This window comes from Dyella sp. LX-66 (genome assembly GCF_018599165.1).
GTDB classification, from domain to species: domain Bacteria; phylum Pseudomonadota; class Gammaproteobacteria; order Xanthomonadales; family Rhodanobacteraceae; genus Dyella_D; species Dyella_D marensis.
Genome location: NZ_JAHFVJ010000002.1, coordinates 244,689 through 259,334 on the forward strand (window position 1 = coordinate 244,689; position 14,646 = coordinate 259,334).

The 14,646-nt window shown below is 66.1% G+C and carries 12 protein-coding genes and 1 tRNA gene; 10 read left to right on the forward strand and 3 right to left on the reverse strand.

Annotated features, from left to right (window positions below):
* Positions 1-75: 75 nt before the first annotated feature.
* The 3 genes from KK141_RS04735 (at position 76) to KK141_RS04745 (ending at position 2,947) form a co-directional block, all read left to right on the forward strand.
* Complete coding sequence (locus tag KK141_RS04735; protein ID WP_214571560.1) at positions 76-528, forward strand: DUF3574 domain-containing protein; 453 nt, start codon at positions 76-78, stop codon at positions 526-528.
* A 21-nt stretch (positions 529-549) separates the two neighbouring features.
* Positions 550-2,136 (forward strand): hypothetical protein, encoded by a 1,587-nt coding sequence (locus tag KK141_RS04740; RefSeq protein WP_214571559.1) that lies wholly within the window; start codon positions 550-552, stop codon positions 2,134-2,136.
* A gap of 253 nt (positions 2,137-2,389) precedes the next feature.
* Entirely contained in the window at positions 2,390-2,947 is a 558-nt protein-coding gene (locus KK141_RS04745) for a GNAT family N-acetyltransferase (RefSeq protein WP_214571558.1), read from the forward strand.
* A gap of 53 nt (positions 2,948-3,000) precedes the next feature.
* Here KK141_RS04745 and KK141_RS04750 read toward each other — a convergent pair whose 3' ends face one another.
* Complete coding sequence (locus tag KK141_RS04750) at positions 3,001-4,341, reverse strand: MFS transporter (protein ID WP_214571557.1); 1,341 nt, start codon at positions 4,339-4,341, stop codon at positions 3,001-3,003.
* 153 nt (positions 4,342-4,494) lie between these two features.
* Between KK141_RS04750 and cyoA the strand changes: the two genes are divergently transcribed.
* From cyoA to KK141_RS04785, 7 genes are all read left to right on the forward strand, one after another.
* Positions 4,495-5,451 carry a ubiquinol oxidase subunit II gene (cyoA, locus tag KK141_RS04755; protein ID WP_214571706.1) on the forward strand — a complete coding sequence of 319 codons (957 nt, stop codon included), beginning with the start codon at positions 4,495-4,497 and terminating at the stop codon, positions 5,449-5,451.
* An 81-nt stretch (positions 5,452-5,532) separates the two neighbouring features.
* Positions 5,533-7,506 (forward strand): cytochrome o ubiquinol oxidase subunit I, encoded by a 1,974-nt coding sequence (gene cyoB / locus KK141_RS04760; RefSeq protein ID WP_214571705.1) that lies wholly within the window; start codon positions 5,533-5,535, stop codon positions 7,504-7,506.
* The gene (gene cyoC, locus KK141_RS04765; protein ID WP_214571556.1) at positions 7,499-8,128 is read left to right on the forward strand and encodes a cytochrome o ubiquinol oxidase subunit III; all 630 of its coding nucleotides are present in this window, start codon (positions 7,499-7,501) and stop codon (positions 8,126-8,128) included. The genes cyoB and cyoC overlap by 8 nt, the downstream gene beginning before the upstream one ends.
* Positions 8,125-8,535 (forward strand): cytochrome o ubiquinol oxidase subunit IV, encoded by a 411-nt coding sequence (gene cyoD / locus KK141_RS04770; protein ID WP_214571555.1) that lies wholly within the window; start codon positions 8,125-8,127, stop codon positions 8,533-8,535. Before cyoC ends, cyoD begins: the two co-directional genes overlap by 4 nt.
* Positions 8,536-8,557: 22 nt before the next feature.
* The gene (locus KK141_RS04775) at positions 8,558-9,325 is read left to right on the forward strand and encodes an SURF1 family protein (RefSeq protein WP_214571554.1); all 768 of its coding nucleotides are present in this window, start codon (positions 8,558-8,560) and stop codon (positions 9,323-9,325) included.
* A 77-nt stretch (positions 9,326-9,402) separates the two neighbouring features.
* A tRNA-Val gene (locus KK141_RS04780) sits at positions 9,403-9,477 on the forward strand.
* A gap of 104 nt (positions 9,478-9,581) precedes the next feature.
* Entirely contained in the window at positions 9,582-9,911 is a 330-nt protein-coding gene (locus KK141_RS04785) for a lipid-A-disaccharide synthase N-terminal domain-containing protein (protein WP_167255630.1), read from the forward strand.
* 945 nt (positions 9,912-10,856) lie between these two features.
* Here the strand turns inward: KK141_RS04785 and metH are convergent.
* Together metH and KK141_RS04795 are read right to left on the reverse strand one after the other, a co-directional pair.
* The gene (gene metH / locus KK141_RS04790) at positions 10,857-13,544 is read right to left on the reverse strand and encodes a methionine synthase (RefSeq protein WP_214570433.1); all 2,688 of its coding nucleotides are present in this window, start codon (positions 13,542-13,544) and stop codon (positions 10,857-10,859) included.
* A 4-nt stretch (positions 13,545-13,548) separates the two neighbouring features.
* Complete coding sequence (locus tag KK141_RS04795; RefSeq protein WP_214570432.1) at positions 13,549-14,634, reverse strand: homocysteine S-methyltransferase family protein; 1,086 nt, start codon at positions 14,632-14,634, stop codon at positions 13,549-13,551.
* Positions 14,635-14,646: the final 12 nt, after the last annotated feature.

A 14,646-nucleotide genomic window follows, 5' to 3' on the forward strand; every position in this document is an offset into this window, starting at 1 on the left:
ATACTTCGTCACGAAACTTTCCGGGCATACGACGGTTTATCCGTCTGGACGTCCAAACGACGACAGGGAATCCCTATGCAATTTCAGCGTGCGCTGGCGGCAGTGCTGGCTTTTGGCCTGGTGGCGGGTTGCGCCACGCAACCGCAGGCCACGGCCGGTGCGACCCTGCAGGGCGACCATGCGCATCCGGCCGCGGCTCAGGGCTGGGTGGAGACGCGGCTGTATTTCGGCCTGGGGCTGGCGGATCAGCCGGGCAACGGCGTGAGCGAGCAGGCCTGGCGCGAGTTCCTCGATCGCGAAGTGACGTCGCGCTTTCCCGACGGGCTCAGCGTGATCGACGTCTACGGCCAGTGGCAGGGCAAGCAGCAGAGCACGCCCGAGCGGCTGCGCTCCAAGCAGCTGGTGATCGATTATCCGGACACGGCACAGAACCGCGCCAAGGTCGAGGCGATCCGCGCGGCGTGGAAGCAGCGCACAGGCGATCAGTCGGTGCTGCGGGTGACGCAGCCGGCGGATGTGTCGTTCTAATCAGCGCGCCAGGACATCACTTTGAACAACACCGCGACACGCCGCTGGCTTACGCCCGGCGACCTCAATGGTTTCCTCGGCCTGGTGGTGGACAACCTGTCCATCATGGCCTTCCTCGCCACGGCGCTGATCGGCATCTTCGGGTTCCCCGCCGACATCGTGTTCCTGCGCATGTTTCCCGGCACCGCGCTGGGCGTGCTGCTGGGCAATCTGGCCTACACCGCGATGGCGCGCCGGCTGGCCGCGCGGGTGGGCCGCGACGACGTGACCGCGATGCCGCTGGGCCTGGACGCGCCGACCAGCATCGGCATGGCCCTGCTGGTGCTCGGCCCGGCCTTCGTGCATTTCAAGCAGGGCGGCATGGCTGAAGCGGCCGCCGCGCAGGCCACCTGGGAACTGGGCATGGCCTCGCTGGTGGTGATGGGCGTGCTGAAGTTCGTGCTGTCGTTTTTCGGCGGCGCGGTGCAGCGGCACGTGCCGCGCGCGGGGCTGCTCGGTTCGATCGCCGGCATCGCCCTGGTGCTGATGGGCTTTCTGCCGCTGGTGGAAATCATGAAAGTGCCGCTGGTCGGTTTCGCCGGCTTAGGGGTAGTGCTGTACGCGCTGGTGGCGAAAGGGCGCCTGCCGTTCGGCGTGCCGGGCGTGCTGGCGGCGGTGGCGATCGGCGCGGCGCTGTACTACGTGCTGGGGCCGCTGGGCTGGCTGGGCAGCGGCTATCACGCGCCGGCCGGATGGACCTGGCGCTTCGCGCTGCCGCTGCCGACGCTGAAGTGGCTGGACGGCATCGCCTATACCGTGCCGTACCTGCCGCTGATCCTGCCGTTCGGCCTGCTGATGGTGGTGGGCGGCATCAACGTCACCGAAAGCGCGCGCGCGGCCGGCGACGAATACCGCACCCGCGACATCCTGCTGGTGGAAGCACTGGCCACCCTGGTCGCCGGTTTCTGCGGCGGCGTGGCGCAGACCACGCCGTATATCGGCCAGCCTTCGTACAAGGCGATGGGCGCGCGCAGCGGCTATACGCTGCTGACCGGCATCGTGATCGGGCTGGGCGGCGTGTTCGGCTATCTGTCCAACCTGGTGGAGCTGGTGCCGCTGTCGGTGCTGGCGCCGATCCTGGTGTTCGTGGCGATCGGCATCACCGTGCAGGCGTTCGAAGCCACGCCGATGCGCTATGCGGCGGCGGTGGTGTTCAGTTTCTTTCCGGCGGTCGCGCGGATGGTGACGATCAAGCTCAGCGACCCGACCTATGTCTCGCCGCAGCACTTCGGCGAACTGTTCAACCAGCAGGGGCATGGCATCGCGGAGCTGGCGGTGATCACCATCCTGGGCAACGGCTTCATCATCACCTCGATGGTGTGGGCCAGCTTCGTGGTGGCGATGATCGACGGCAAGAGCGGGCGCGCGGCGCTGATCCTGCTGCTCGGTGCGGGCCTGACGCTGTTCGGTTTGATCCATTCGGTGGATCCGGCGGGCGGTGTGTATCTGCCCTGGCTGCTCGATGCCGGCGCGCGTGCGCTGGTGTGGCAGTTCGCCGGAGCTTACGCAGTGCTTGCGGCGGTGCTGCTTCTGTTCAGCCTGCAGCGTGCGAAGCCATCGGCCATGTGACATAGATCGCATGGCCGATGTCCGGCACTAAAGACCCGTCAACGACGGGTTTTTTTTTGCGTTCTGCATCACACGCAAGCAAGACGCACGAACCTGGGTCTGCGCGGCGCAAGTCATTGCGCCGGGAAATCGCTAGCCTAGGCACCGGAGCGCATCTCTGCGGGCGCATCCTGGCAGGGACTGCCACGCCGCAAGGCGAAGGGGGTGGGATACCCGGTAGTCCAGTCAGAATGCTTTGCCTAGGGGGACATCGATGCTGTTGAATAACGCCGGCTTGGTGGTGGAAGACTGTGTCGTCCTCGGGTTGGGAGAGCCGTGGGATATTTTCTTCTTCGTCGAAGAAGTTGTCGCTGGCGCGCGCAAAGGGCATTTCAATAACGCGCATTGTTCTATGGCTTACGTGTTGCGCACACTCGGCTTCGCCTGCGCCAAGGCGATGCTGGCCAAGCGCTTGCCCTGGCATCGTGCTGGCGGCAGGACGCGCTTCGTGGTGGCCCGCAAGGCTGGCAAGGCGCTCGGTGCGATGCTGCTCGAAGAAGCGCAACTCAACGGTGGCGAGGCAATGCTGGCGATCAAGTACTTGGTCGTGGATTCGTCTGCCCGGCGCTTGGGTATCGGCAAGTTGCTCGTGGAATATGCCCGGCGCCGCGCGCCGGCCGGCGGCGTGGAATGCTTCTGCACCGACTTCTCGCGCGGCATGCAGCGCCTGCTCAAGCGGCAGGGTTTCGTGCGCACGCATCGGGCCAAGGAGATCCAGCTCAACGAGGACAGCCGGATCGCCGTGCCCGCACGGTTTCTCTGGACGCCGTAATGAAAAAAGGCCCGGCAACGCCGGGCCTTTTTCATTTGCGTGGAAGCCGGCGCTCAATCGCGCGCTTCGAGCGCCCGGTTCAGGCGCAGCGCGCCCAGCGTGCAGATCGCGCCGGACAGCAGGTACACCGTGACCGCGCCCAGGCCGAACTTGCTGGACAGGCCCAGCGCCACCAGCGGCGCGAAGGCGGCGCCGATCAGCCAGGCCACGTCGGCGGTGAGGGCCGCGCCGGTGTAGCGGAAGCGGATCGGGAAGTTCGAGGTCACCGTGCCGGCGGACTGGCCGTAGGACAGGCCGAGCAGGGCGAAGCCGATCAGGATGAAGGCGTCCTGCGCGGCACGGCTGCCGCCGAGCAGCCAGGGCGCGAAGAAGCTGAACAGGCCGATCAGCGCGGCCAGCGTGCCCAGGGTGGTGCGGCGGCCGATGCGGTCGGCCACGAAACCCGAGGCGATGGTGCCCAGGATGCCGACGCCGGCGCCGACCACCTGGATCAGCAGCACCTGGTTGACCGACTGGGTCGAGCCCAGGCTGATCCACGACAGCGGGAACACCGTGACCAGGTGGAACAGCGCATAGCTGGCCAGCGCGGCGAAGGCGCCCAGGAAGATGTTGTAGTCCTGCTTGCGCAGCATCTCGAAGATGCCGATCGGTTCCAGCGCGCTTTCTTCCAGCGCCTGGGTGTATTCCTCGGTCACCACCAGGCGCAGGCGGGCGAACAGCGCCACCACGTTGATGGCGAAGGCCACGAAGAACGGATAGCGCCAGCCCCAGCTGAGGAAGTCTTCGCTGGACAGCTGGCTGTGCAGGAACAGGAACAGCCCGCTGGCCAGCATGAAGCCGATCGGCGCGCCGAGCTGGCCGAGCATGGCGTACCAGCCGCGGCGGCCCTTCGGCGTGTTCAGCGCCAGCAGCGAGGGCAGGCCGTCCCAGGAGCCGCCGAAGGCGATGCCCTGCAGCAGGCGGAAGAAGGCGAGCAGGGCGATCGCGCGCCAGCCCAGCGTGTCGAAGCCGGGCAGGAAGGCCATGCCCACGGTGGCGCTGCCCAGCAGGAACAGTGCGGCGGTGAGCTTGGTGCCGCGGCTCCAGCGGCGCTGGATGGTCATGAACAGGGCGGTGCCGAACGGGCGCGCCACGAAGGCCAGGGCGAACACCACGAAGGACAGCAGCAGGCCGTGCAGGCGGTCGCGGAACGGGAAGAACACCGACGGGAACACCAGCACCGAGGCGATGCCGAACACGAAGAAGTCGAAGTATTCGGAAGCGCGCCCGATCACCACGCCGACGGCGATCTCGCCGGGGGCGACCTGGGAGTGGCCGGGCGCGGGCCGGTCTTGGTGGAGCGCGTCCTGGTGGGCCGTGTCCGGGGATCCGTGTTGGTCAAAAGTGCTCGACATGGCCATGCTTGAACTTGAGAACTGGGGTGGTTCGCGTAAGGATCGCACCGGCGGCGTTTAATCGCCATGAGACAAAGTGTCCTATTCCGCGGCGCAGCACGCGTAGGTTAACTTTCCGGGTCTCTCCCCATGCTTCTGCTCCCCTTCCGGCCCATGTCCTCCAAGGCTCTCCGCGGACTGCTGCTCCCCGCCGTCCTGTTGCTTTCGGGCTGCCAGACCGTGCTCATGTCGCCGTCCGGCGACATGGCCGTCCAGCAGCGCGACATCATCCTGATCTCGCTGGTGCTGATGCTGCTCATCGTCGTACCGGTGATCGGCCTCACCCTGTTCTTCGCCTGGCGCTACCGGGCTTCCAACCAGAAAGCCACCTACAAGCCGGACTGGGACCACTCCACCGTGCTGGAGCTGCTGATCTGGTCGGCCCCGCTGCTGATCATCATCGCGCTGGGCGCGCTGACCTGGGTGAGCACGCACAAGCTCGATCCGTTCCGGCCGCTGGAGCGCATCGCCGCCGGCCGCGGGATTCCGGCCGGCGCCAAGCCGCTGGAAGTGGACGTGGTGGCGCTGGACTGGAAGTGGCTGTTCATCTATCCGGAGCAGGGTATCGCCACGGTGAACGAGCTGGCCGCGCCGGTCGACCGCCCGATCCAGTTCAAGATCACCGCCTCGACCGTGATGAATTCGTTCTTCATTCCCTCGCTGGCCGGCCAGATCTACGCCATGCCGGGCATGGAAACCAAGCTGCATGCGGTGATCAACAAGCCGGGCAGCTACGAGGGCATGTCGGCGAACTACAGCGGCGCCGGTTTCTCGGGCATGCACTTCAAGTTCCTGGGACTCAGCGAAGGCGAGTTCGATCAATGGGTGGCCAAGGCGAAGGATGGCGGCGCGCTCACCCGCGAAAGCTATCTGCAGCTGGAAAAGCCCAGCGAGAACGAACCCGTGCGCCGCTACGCCACGGTCGCGCCCGACCTGTATCCGGCCATCGTCAACCTCTGCGTCGCGCCCGGTACGCCGTGCATGCACGAGACCATGGCCAAGGATGCCGCCCGCGCCGGCAAGCCGGCCGGCGAGCACGACATGTCGCACATGGAACACATGGAGCACTGATCGTGCACCGTCCCATCCGCCTTACGCATTACGCCTTCCCGGGTGTCCACGATGTCTGACCATCCCGATCTGACCAAACTGATCTTCGGCCGTCTCAGCTGGGACGCCATTCCGTTCCACGAGCCGATCCTGCTGGCGACCTTCGCCGCCGTGCTGGTCGGCGGTCTGGCGCTGCTCGCGGTGATCACCAAGTACCGCCTGTGGGGCTATCTCTGGCACGAATGGTTCACCAGCATCGATCACAAGAAGATCGGCATCATGTACATGGTGCTGGGCCTGGTGATGCTGCTGCGCGGCTTCGCCGACGCCATCATGATGCGCCTGCAGCAGGCGATCTCCTTCGGCGACAACCTTGGCTACCTGCCGCCGCATCACTACGACCAGGTCTTCACCGCCCACGGCGTGATCATGATCTTCTTCGTGGCGATGCCGATCGTCACCGGCCTGATGAACTACGTGGTGCCGCTGCAGATCGGGGCGCGCGACGTGGCCTTCCCCTTCCTCAACAACTTCAGCTTCTGGATGACCACCGCCGGCGCCGTGCTGGTGATGGCGTCGCTGTTCGTGGGCGAGTTCGCGCGCACCGGCTGGCTGGCGTATCCGCCGCTGTCGGGCATCCTGGCCAGTCCGGATGTGGGCGTGGACTACTACATATGGTCCCTGCAGATAGCCGGCGTAGGAACCTTGCTGTCGGGCGTGAACCTGCTGGTGACCATCATCAAGATGCGCGCGCCGGGCATGAAGCTGATGCAGATGCCGGTGTTCACCTGGACCGCGCTGTGCACCAACGTGCTGATCATCGCCGCCTTCCCGGTGCTGACCGCGGTGCTGGCGCTGCTGTCGATGGACCGTTACCTCGGCACCCACATGTTCACCAACGAGCTTGGCGGCAACGCCATGATGTACGTGAACCTGATCTGGATCTGGGGCCATCCGGAGGTCTACATCCTGATCCTGCCGATGTTCGGCGTGTTCTCCGAAGTGGTCTCCACTTTCGCCCGCAAGCGCCTGTTCGGCTACACCTCGATGGTGTACGCCACCATCGTGATCACCGTGCTGGCCTACCTGGTGTGGCTGCACCACTTCTTCACCATGGGCTCGGGCGCGAGCGTGAACTCGTTCTTCGGCATCACCACGATGATCATCTCGATCCCCACGGGCGCGAAGATCTTCAACTGGCTGTTCACCATGTACCGCGGCCGCATCCACTTCGAGCTGCCGATGATGTGGACAGTGGCCTTCATGGTCACCTTCGTGATCGGCGGCATGACCGGCGTGCTGCTGGCGGTGCCGCCGGCGGACTTCTCGCTGCACAACAGCCTGTTCCTGATCGCGCACTTCCATAACGTGATCATCGGCGGCGTGCTGTTCGGCGCGTTCGCGGCGATCAACTTCTGGTTCCCCAAGGCCTTCGGCTTCAAGCTCGACGTGTTCTGGGGCAAGTGCTCGTTCTGGCTGTGGGTGGTGGGTTTCTACTTCGCCTTCATGCCGCTGTACGTGCTGGGCCTGATGGGCGTGACCCGCCGCATCAGCCACTTCGAGGATCCCTCGCTGCAGATCTGGTTCCAGATCGCCGCCTTCGGCGCGGTGCTGATCGCGCTGGGCATCGGCGCCATGCTGATCCAGTTCGTGGTGAGCTTCCTGCGCCGCGACAAGCTGCGCGACGTCACCGGCGACCCCTGGGACGGCCGCACGCTGGAATGGTCCACCTCCTCGCCGCCGCCGGCCTACAACTTCGCCTTCACCCCGGTGGTGCACGACGGCGATGCCTGGTGGCAGATGAAGCAGCTGGGCTGGAAGCGTCCGCTGTCGGGGTTCATCGACATCCACATGCCGAAGAACACCGGCGCCGGCATCATCCTGGCCGGCATCAGCACGGTGCTGGGCTTCGCCATGATCTGGCAGATGTGGCTGGTCGCCGCGGTGGCCTTCGTGTCCCTGCTGGCCGTGGCGATCGGGCATACCTTCAACTACAACCGCGAGTACTACATCCAGGCCGCCGACGTGGCCCGGGTGGAGGCGGCGCGCACCGAGCAGCTGGCCAGCCATGTCTAACGCGACCTCCTTGAACGCGGCCGCCGGCGAGCCGCTGAAGTTCCATCAGGAAACCGAGCACCATCCGGAGAACGGCACGCTGCTGGGCTTCTGGCTGTACCTGATGAGCGACTGCCTCATCTTCGCCTGCCTGTTCGCGGTGTACGGCGTGCTGGGCCGCAGCTATGCCGGCGGCCCCACCGGCGCGGAAGTGTTCGAGCTGCCGCTGGTGGCGCTCAATACCTCGCTGCTGCTGCTGTCGTCGATCACCTATGGCTTCGCCATGCTGGAGATGCAGCGCAAGCGGGTGAATCCCACCCTGGTGTGGCTGGCCATCACCGGCCTGCTCGGCGCCGGCTTCATCGGCATCGAGCTGTACGAGTTCGGGCACTTGATCGCCGAGGGCAACGGCCCGCAGCGCAGCGCCTTCCTGTCCTCGTTCTTCACCCTGGTCGGCACGCACGGCCTGCACGTGAGCTGCGGCATCATCTGGCTGATCACGCTGATGGTGCAGGTCAAGCGCAAGGGCCTGATCGGGCCGAACAAGCGCCGCCTGTGGTGCCTGTCGATGTTCTGGCACTTCCTGGACGTGGTGTGGATCGGCGTCTTCAGCTTCGTCTACCTGATGGGAGTGCTGCCGTGAGCGCGCATACCGACGTCCATGCCGGACATGGCCACGATGAGCATGGCCATGGCGAGCATCACGAGCACGACGACGGCATCGGCCACGTCTCGCTGAAGGGCTACATGATCGGCTTCGTGCTGGCGGTGCTGCTGACCGCGGTGCCGTTCGGCCTGGTGATGAGCGGCGGCCTGAAGGATCCCAGCGCCACGGCGTTCGTGATCCTCGGCTTCGCCGCCGTGCAGATCGTGGTGCACATGGTGTACTTCCTGCACATGAACGCGAAGTCGGAGGGCGGCTGGAACATGCTGGCCCTGATCTTTACCGCGGTGCTGGTGCTGATCACGTTGAGCGGTTCGATCTGGGTGATGTATCACCTGAATCACAACATGATGCCGGCCCTGATGGATCCGCGGAACCTGCCGTGATCCCCGCCGCGGCGGCGCTGCCATGGCTAGGCTAGGCGCCGCCGGCGCACCCGAACGCGGCCCGCGCGGGCCGCTCGCCTTGTCGCTGCTGGCGCTGTGCGCGCTGGTGGCGTTTGCCGGTTTCATCGCCCTGGGCACCTGGCAGGTGCAGCGCCTGGCCTGGAAGCGCGAGCTGATCGCCCGCGTGGAGCAGCGTGTGCATGCGCCGGCCGTTGCCGCGCCCACGCCGTCCGAATGGCCCGCCGTCACCACGGCCAGCCACGAATACCGCCACGTGCGCCTTGCCGGCGCGTTCCTCTACGAGCAGCAGGTGCTGGTCACGGCCAGCACGGCCTTGGGCAGCGGCTACTGGGTGATGACGCCACTGCGCCAGGACGACGGTTCCATCGTGCTGGTCAACCGCGGCTTCGTGGCGGCCGAGGCCTGCGGCCGCGACGGACGCTGCGCGCCCGGCCCCGCGGGCGAGGTAACGGTCACCGGCCTGCTCCGTACGCCCGAGACGAAAGTGTTCCTGCGCCATAACGACCCCGCGCATGCACGCTGGTATGCGCGCGACGTGCAGGCCATCGCCAAGGCGAGAGGGCTGGGTGCGGTGGCGCCGTTCTTCGTCGACGCGGACGCCGGCCCGGCGCAGGCCGATGCCTGGCCGCGCGGCGGACTCACCGTCACCAGTTTCCCCAACAACCACCTGAGCTACCTGATCACCTGGTACGTGCTGGCCCTGATGGTGCTGGCGGCGGTGGTCTACGTGGGCCGCCACGAATACCGGCTGCGGCGGCGGGCGGGGTAGGGCCGCCGGGACTCAGAATCTTCGGCCGCGGGCATTGACCTGCTGGTGAAGTCCCCGTATAGTTTCGCGCTTCCGGCGGGCGGTTAGCTCAGCGGTAGAGCACTGCCTTCACACGGCAGGTGTCACAAGTTCGATCCTTGTACCGCCCACCATCAGATCGAAACACGAAGGCCACCCCCGCGGTGGCCTTCGTGTTTTCGCGGCGCCATCGCGTCCACACCTACAATGCCCCGGCTGACCCGTACGGATAACCGCCATGCACGAAGCTCTCGCCAATCTGCACCTGATCACGCTGACGCCGTGGAAAGTCATCGGCCTGCTCGGCACGCTGCTGTTCACCGCACGCTGGTTCGTGCAGTTCTACGCCACCAAGAAGCAGAAGAAAGTGGTGGTACCGATGTCGTTCTGGTACCTGTCGGTGGCTGGTAGCGTGTTGACGCTGGCCTATTTCATCTGGGGCAAGAACGATTCGGTCGGCATCATCCAGACGGCGTTTCCTATGCTGGTGTCGATTTACAACGTGTTCGCGCATCTGCGGCAACACCGGCCGGAGACGGTGCGGCCGGGTGGGCCGGAGGAGACCTGAGGCCCGGGGCCTTTTTGCGGTATCGCTTGGTTTTCGCGTTATCGCGATTTGGCCGCTTATGCAGCGGGCATTTCGTGCGCCTGCCGGCGCCCGAGTCACTTTTTCTTTGCTGGCCCAAAGAAAAAGTAACCCAAAAGAAATGGCCTGAGAGCAACGGCTCGCGACGCGACTAGAAGGAGCGGTGGGCGGCTGCGGTAACGTGATTAACCTGGGTCTACACGAAACGACTGTGCGTTTACGTAGCGGGTGCTTCAACGTGCCGTGGCGAAGAGGATGTTCAAGGACTGGCGCCGGCTCTTGCTCTTCGTTCCTGCCTACCTCACGACTTCACCCCTCTCCCCTCCGGGGAGAGGGCAGGGTGAGGGGCCGGGCGGAGCCCAACGTTCGTATGCCTCATCCGCAAAGACCTAAAAGTCTGCAAAGCCTTACAGATCAGGTCGAGGTGAGATCCAGCGCCGTGCTCCGCCCGGCCCCTCACCCTGCCCTCTCCCCGGAGGGGAGAGGGAGAAGTGCGGTGGTGTCGCATACAGGAGCAAAAACCAAAGCCGGCTCAGTCACTGAACATCCTCTCGGCCACGGCACGTTGAAGCGCACGTCACGAAACCGCTCCCCGGCTCGTGTCGACTCTGGTTAATCCGTTTACCGCAGCCGCCACTGCTCCTTCTAGTCGCGTCGCGAGCCGTTGCTCTCAGGCTATTTCTCTTTGGTTACTTTCTCTTTGAGCCAGCAAAGAGAAAGTGACCCGGGCGCCGGCAGGCGTCCGGAATGCCCGCTGCATAAGCGGCCAGTCTGCGGCCACGCGACAATCGAACGATACCGTTACTGGATTCCGGCCTGCGCCGGAATGACGAGCAAAGAGCAGGCGTCCGGAATGCCCGCTGCATAAGCGGCCCATTCGCGACCACGCGAAGTAGAGTTCAGCGGCACCCGGCCGCGCCGCCCCCCTCAATCCGGGTCGTAGTCCAAGTTCGGCGCCAGCCACCTCTCCGCCTCCTCGCGAGTCCAGCCCTTGCGCTTCGCGTAATCCTCGACCTGCTCGCGGGTCAGCCGGCCCACCACGAAATACTGGCTGTCCGGATGCGAGAAGTACCAGCCGGACACCGCCGCGGTGGGATACATCGCGTAGCCCTCAGTCAGTTCGATGCCGGTGTTGGCGGTGACGTCGAGCAGCTTGAACAGCGTGGTTTTCTCGGTGTGGTCGGGGCAGGCCGGATAGCCGGGGGCGGGGCGGATGCCGCGGTACTTTTCGTCGATCAGCGCTTCGTTATCCAGCGCCTCGTCCGGGGCATAGCCCCAGAACTCGCGGCGCACGCGTTCGTGCATGCGTTCGGCGAAGGCTTCGGCGAGGCGGTCGGCCAGTGCCTTGAGCAGGATCGACGAGTAGTCGTCGTGGTCCGCTTCGAAGCGGGCGATATGTTCCTCGATGCCGATGCCCGCGGTGACCGCGAAGCCGCCGACCCAGTCGCGCTTGCCGGTTTCCTTCGGCGCGACGAAGTCGCCCAGGGAGAGGTCCGGACGGTCTGCCGGCTTGTCCGCCTGCTGGCGCAGGTGACGCAGCATGGCGAGCCTGCGGCCGTCATCGCCGTAGACCTCGGTGTCGTCGCCGACCTGCGCCGCGGGCCAGAAGCCGATCACCGCGCGCGCGGTCAGCCAGCGCTCGGCGACGATGCGGTCGAGCATCGCTTGCGCGTCGCGGAACAGTTCGCTGGCCTGGGTGCCGACGACGTCGTCGGTGAGGATGGCCGGATAGCGGCCGGCCAGTTCCCAGGCCTGGAAGAACGGCGTCCAGTCGATGTAGGTGCGCAGTTCCGCCAGGTCGTAGTCGTCGAATACGGTGACGCCCGGCTGGCGCGGCTGCGGCGGCTCGTACGCGGCCCAGTCGCAGCTGTAGCGCTGCGCGCGGGCCTTCTCCAGCGGCACCAGGCTCTTGCCGGGGCCGCGGTTGCGGTGGCGTTCGCGCACTTCCTCGTAGTCGGCGCGCACCTTGGCCATGAAGGCGTCGACGAGGTCCTTGCTGACCAGGGACTGCGCCACGCCGACCGCGCGCGAGGCGTCCTTCACCCACACGGTGGGCGCCTTGTAATGCGGGTCGATCTTCAGCGCCGTGTGCGCGCGCGAGGTGGTGGCGCCGCCGATCAGCAGGGGAATGCTGAATTCCTGCCGCTGCATTTCGCGCGCGACGTGGCTCATTTCCTCCAGCGAGGGCGTGATCAGGCCGGACAGGCCGATCAGGTCGGCCTTGTGCTCGCGCGCGGCCTCCAGGATCTTCTGCGCCGGCACCATCACGCCCAGGTCGATCACCTCGAAGTTGTTGCAGCGGAGCACCACGCCGACGATGTTCTTGCCGATGTCGTGCACGTCGCCCTTCACCGTGGCCATCACGATGGTGCCGTTGTTCTTGCCGACGTCGCCGGTGCGGGCCTTTTCTTCCTCGATGTACGGCAGCAGATAGGCCACCGCTTTCTTCATCACGCGGGCGGACTTGACCACCTGGGGCAGGAACATCTTGCCGGCGCCGAACAGGTCGCCGACCACGTTCATGCCGTCCATCAGCGGGCCTTCGATCACGTCCAGCGGGCGCGCGGAGAGCTGGCGCGCCTCTTCGGTGTCGCCCTCGACGAAGGCGTCGATGCCGTGCACCAGGGCGTGGCTGAGGCGCTCGCGCACGGGCTTCTCGCGCCAGGCCAGGTTCTCGACCACCACCTCGCCTTTCTTCGCCTTGTAGTTGTCGGCGATCTCCAGCAGGCGCTCGGTGGCGTCGGCGCGGCGGTTCAGCACCACGTCTTCGACGCGCTCGCGCAGCTCGGCCGGCACGTCGTCGTAGATCATCAGCGCGCCGGCGTTGACGATGCCCATGTCCATGCCGGCCTTGATGGCGTGGTACAGGAACACCGAGTGGATCGCCTCGCGCACGGTGTTGTTGCCGCGGAACGAGAACGACACATTGGAGACGCCGCCGGAAATATGGCTGAGCGGGAAGCGCCGCTTCAGCTCGCGGGTGGCTTCGATGAAGTCCACCGCGTAGTTGTTGTGTTCCTCGATGCCGGTGGCGATGGCGAAGATGTTCGGGTCGAACACGATGTCTTCGGGCGGGAAGTCGAGCTGTTCGGTGAGCAGAGCATAGGCGCGCGAGCAGATCTCCACCTTGCGCTCGCAGGTGTCGGCCTGGCCCTGCTCGTCGAAGGCCATCACCACCACGGCGGCGCCGTACTGCTGCACCTTGCGCGCGTGTTCGAGGAACAGCTCCTCGCCTTCCTTCATCGAAATGGAATTGACGATGCCCTTGCCCTGCAGGCAGCGCAGGCCGGCTTCCAGCACGCTCCACTTGGACGAATCGACCATCACCGGCACGCGGGCGATGTCGGGTTCGGCGGCGATCAGGTTGAGGAAGCGCGTCATCGCCGCTTCCGAATCGATCAGGCCTTCGTCCATGTTGACGTCGATGATCTGCGCGCCGCTGGCCACCTGCTGGCGCGCCACGTCGACGGCTTCCTCGTAGCGGTCTTCCTTGATCAGCTTGCGGAACTGCGCGGAGCCGGTGACGTTGGTGCGTTCGCCCACGTTGACGAACAGCAGGTCGGGCGTGATGACCAGCGGTTCCAGGCCGGACAGGCGGGTATGGCGTGTGCTCATCGGATCAGGCGGCTTCGGCGGTGTCGATGGAAGGAAGGGCGCGCGGCGCGCAGTCGCGCACCGCTTCGGCGATCGCCTTGATGTGCGCCGGCGTGGTGCCGCAGCAGCCGCCGACCAGGTTGAGCAGGCCGTCGCGGGCAAAGCCGCCGATCACCGCGGCCATCTGCTCGGGCGTTTCGTCGTATTCGCCGAACGCGTTCGGCAGGCCGGCATTGGGGTGGGTGCTGACGAAGCAGTCGGCGACCTGAGCCAGGGTCTGCACGTGCGGGCGCAGGTCGGCCGCGCCGAGCGCGCAGTTCAGGCCCACGGTGAGCGGGCGCGCATGCGCGACGGAGTAGTAGAACGCCTCGGCCGTCTGCCCCGAGAGCGTGCGGCCGGAGCGGTCGGTGATGGTGCCGGAGATCATCACCGGCAGGCGCGCGCCGCGCTGGCGGAACAGTTCGCTGATGGCGAACAGTGCGGCCTTGGCGTTGAGCGTGTCGAAGATGGTCTCGACCATGATCAGGTCGGCGCCGCCGTCGACCAGGCCGGCCGCGGCCTCGGTGTAGTTGGCGGCCAGTTCCTCGAAGGTGACGTTGCGGAAGCCCGGGTCGTTGACGTCCGGCGACAGCGAGGCGGTGCGGCTGGTGGGGCCGAGCACGCCGATCACGAAGCGCGGCTTCTGCGGCGTCTTCGCGGTCCAGGCATCGCAGGCGGCGCGCGCCAGGCGCGCGCCTTCGAGGTTCAGCTCGTGCGCCAGGTGTTCCAGGTGGTAGTCGGCCTGGCTGATGCGCGTGCTGTTGAAAGTGTTGGTCTCGACCAGGTCGGCGCCGGCTTCGAGATAGGCCTCGTGCACGCCGCGGATGATCGCCGGCTGGGTCAGCGTGAGCAGGTCGTTGTTGCCCTTGAGGTCGCAGCCGGGGTGGTCGTGATGCGCCTCGTGCGCATGGTCGCGGCCTTCGACGAAGCGGTCGCCGCGGAAGCCTTCCTCGTCCAGGCGGTGGCCCTGCAGCATGGTGCCCATGCCGCCGTCGAGAATCAGGATGCGTTGGCGCAGCGCGGCGTCGAGCAGGGCGACGCGGTGGGGGTGGAGCCAGGGCAGGGCGCTCATGCGGGTGTTCTC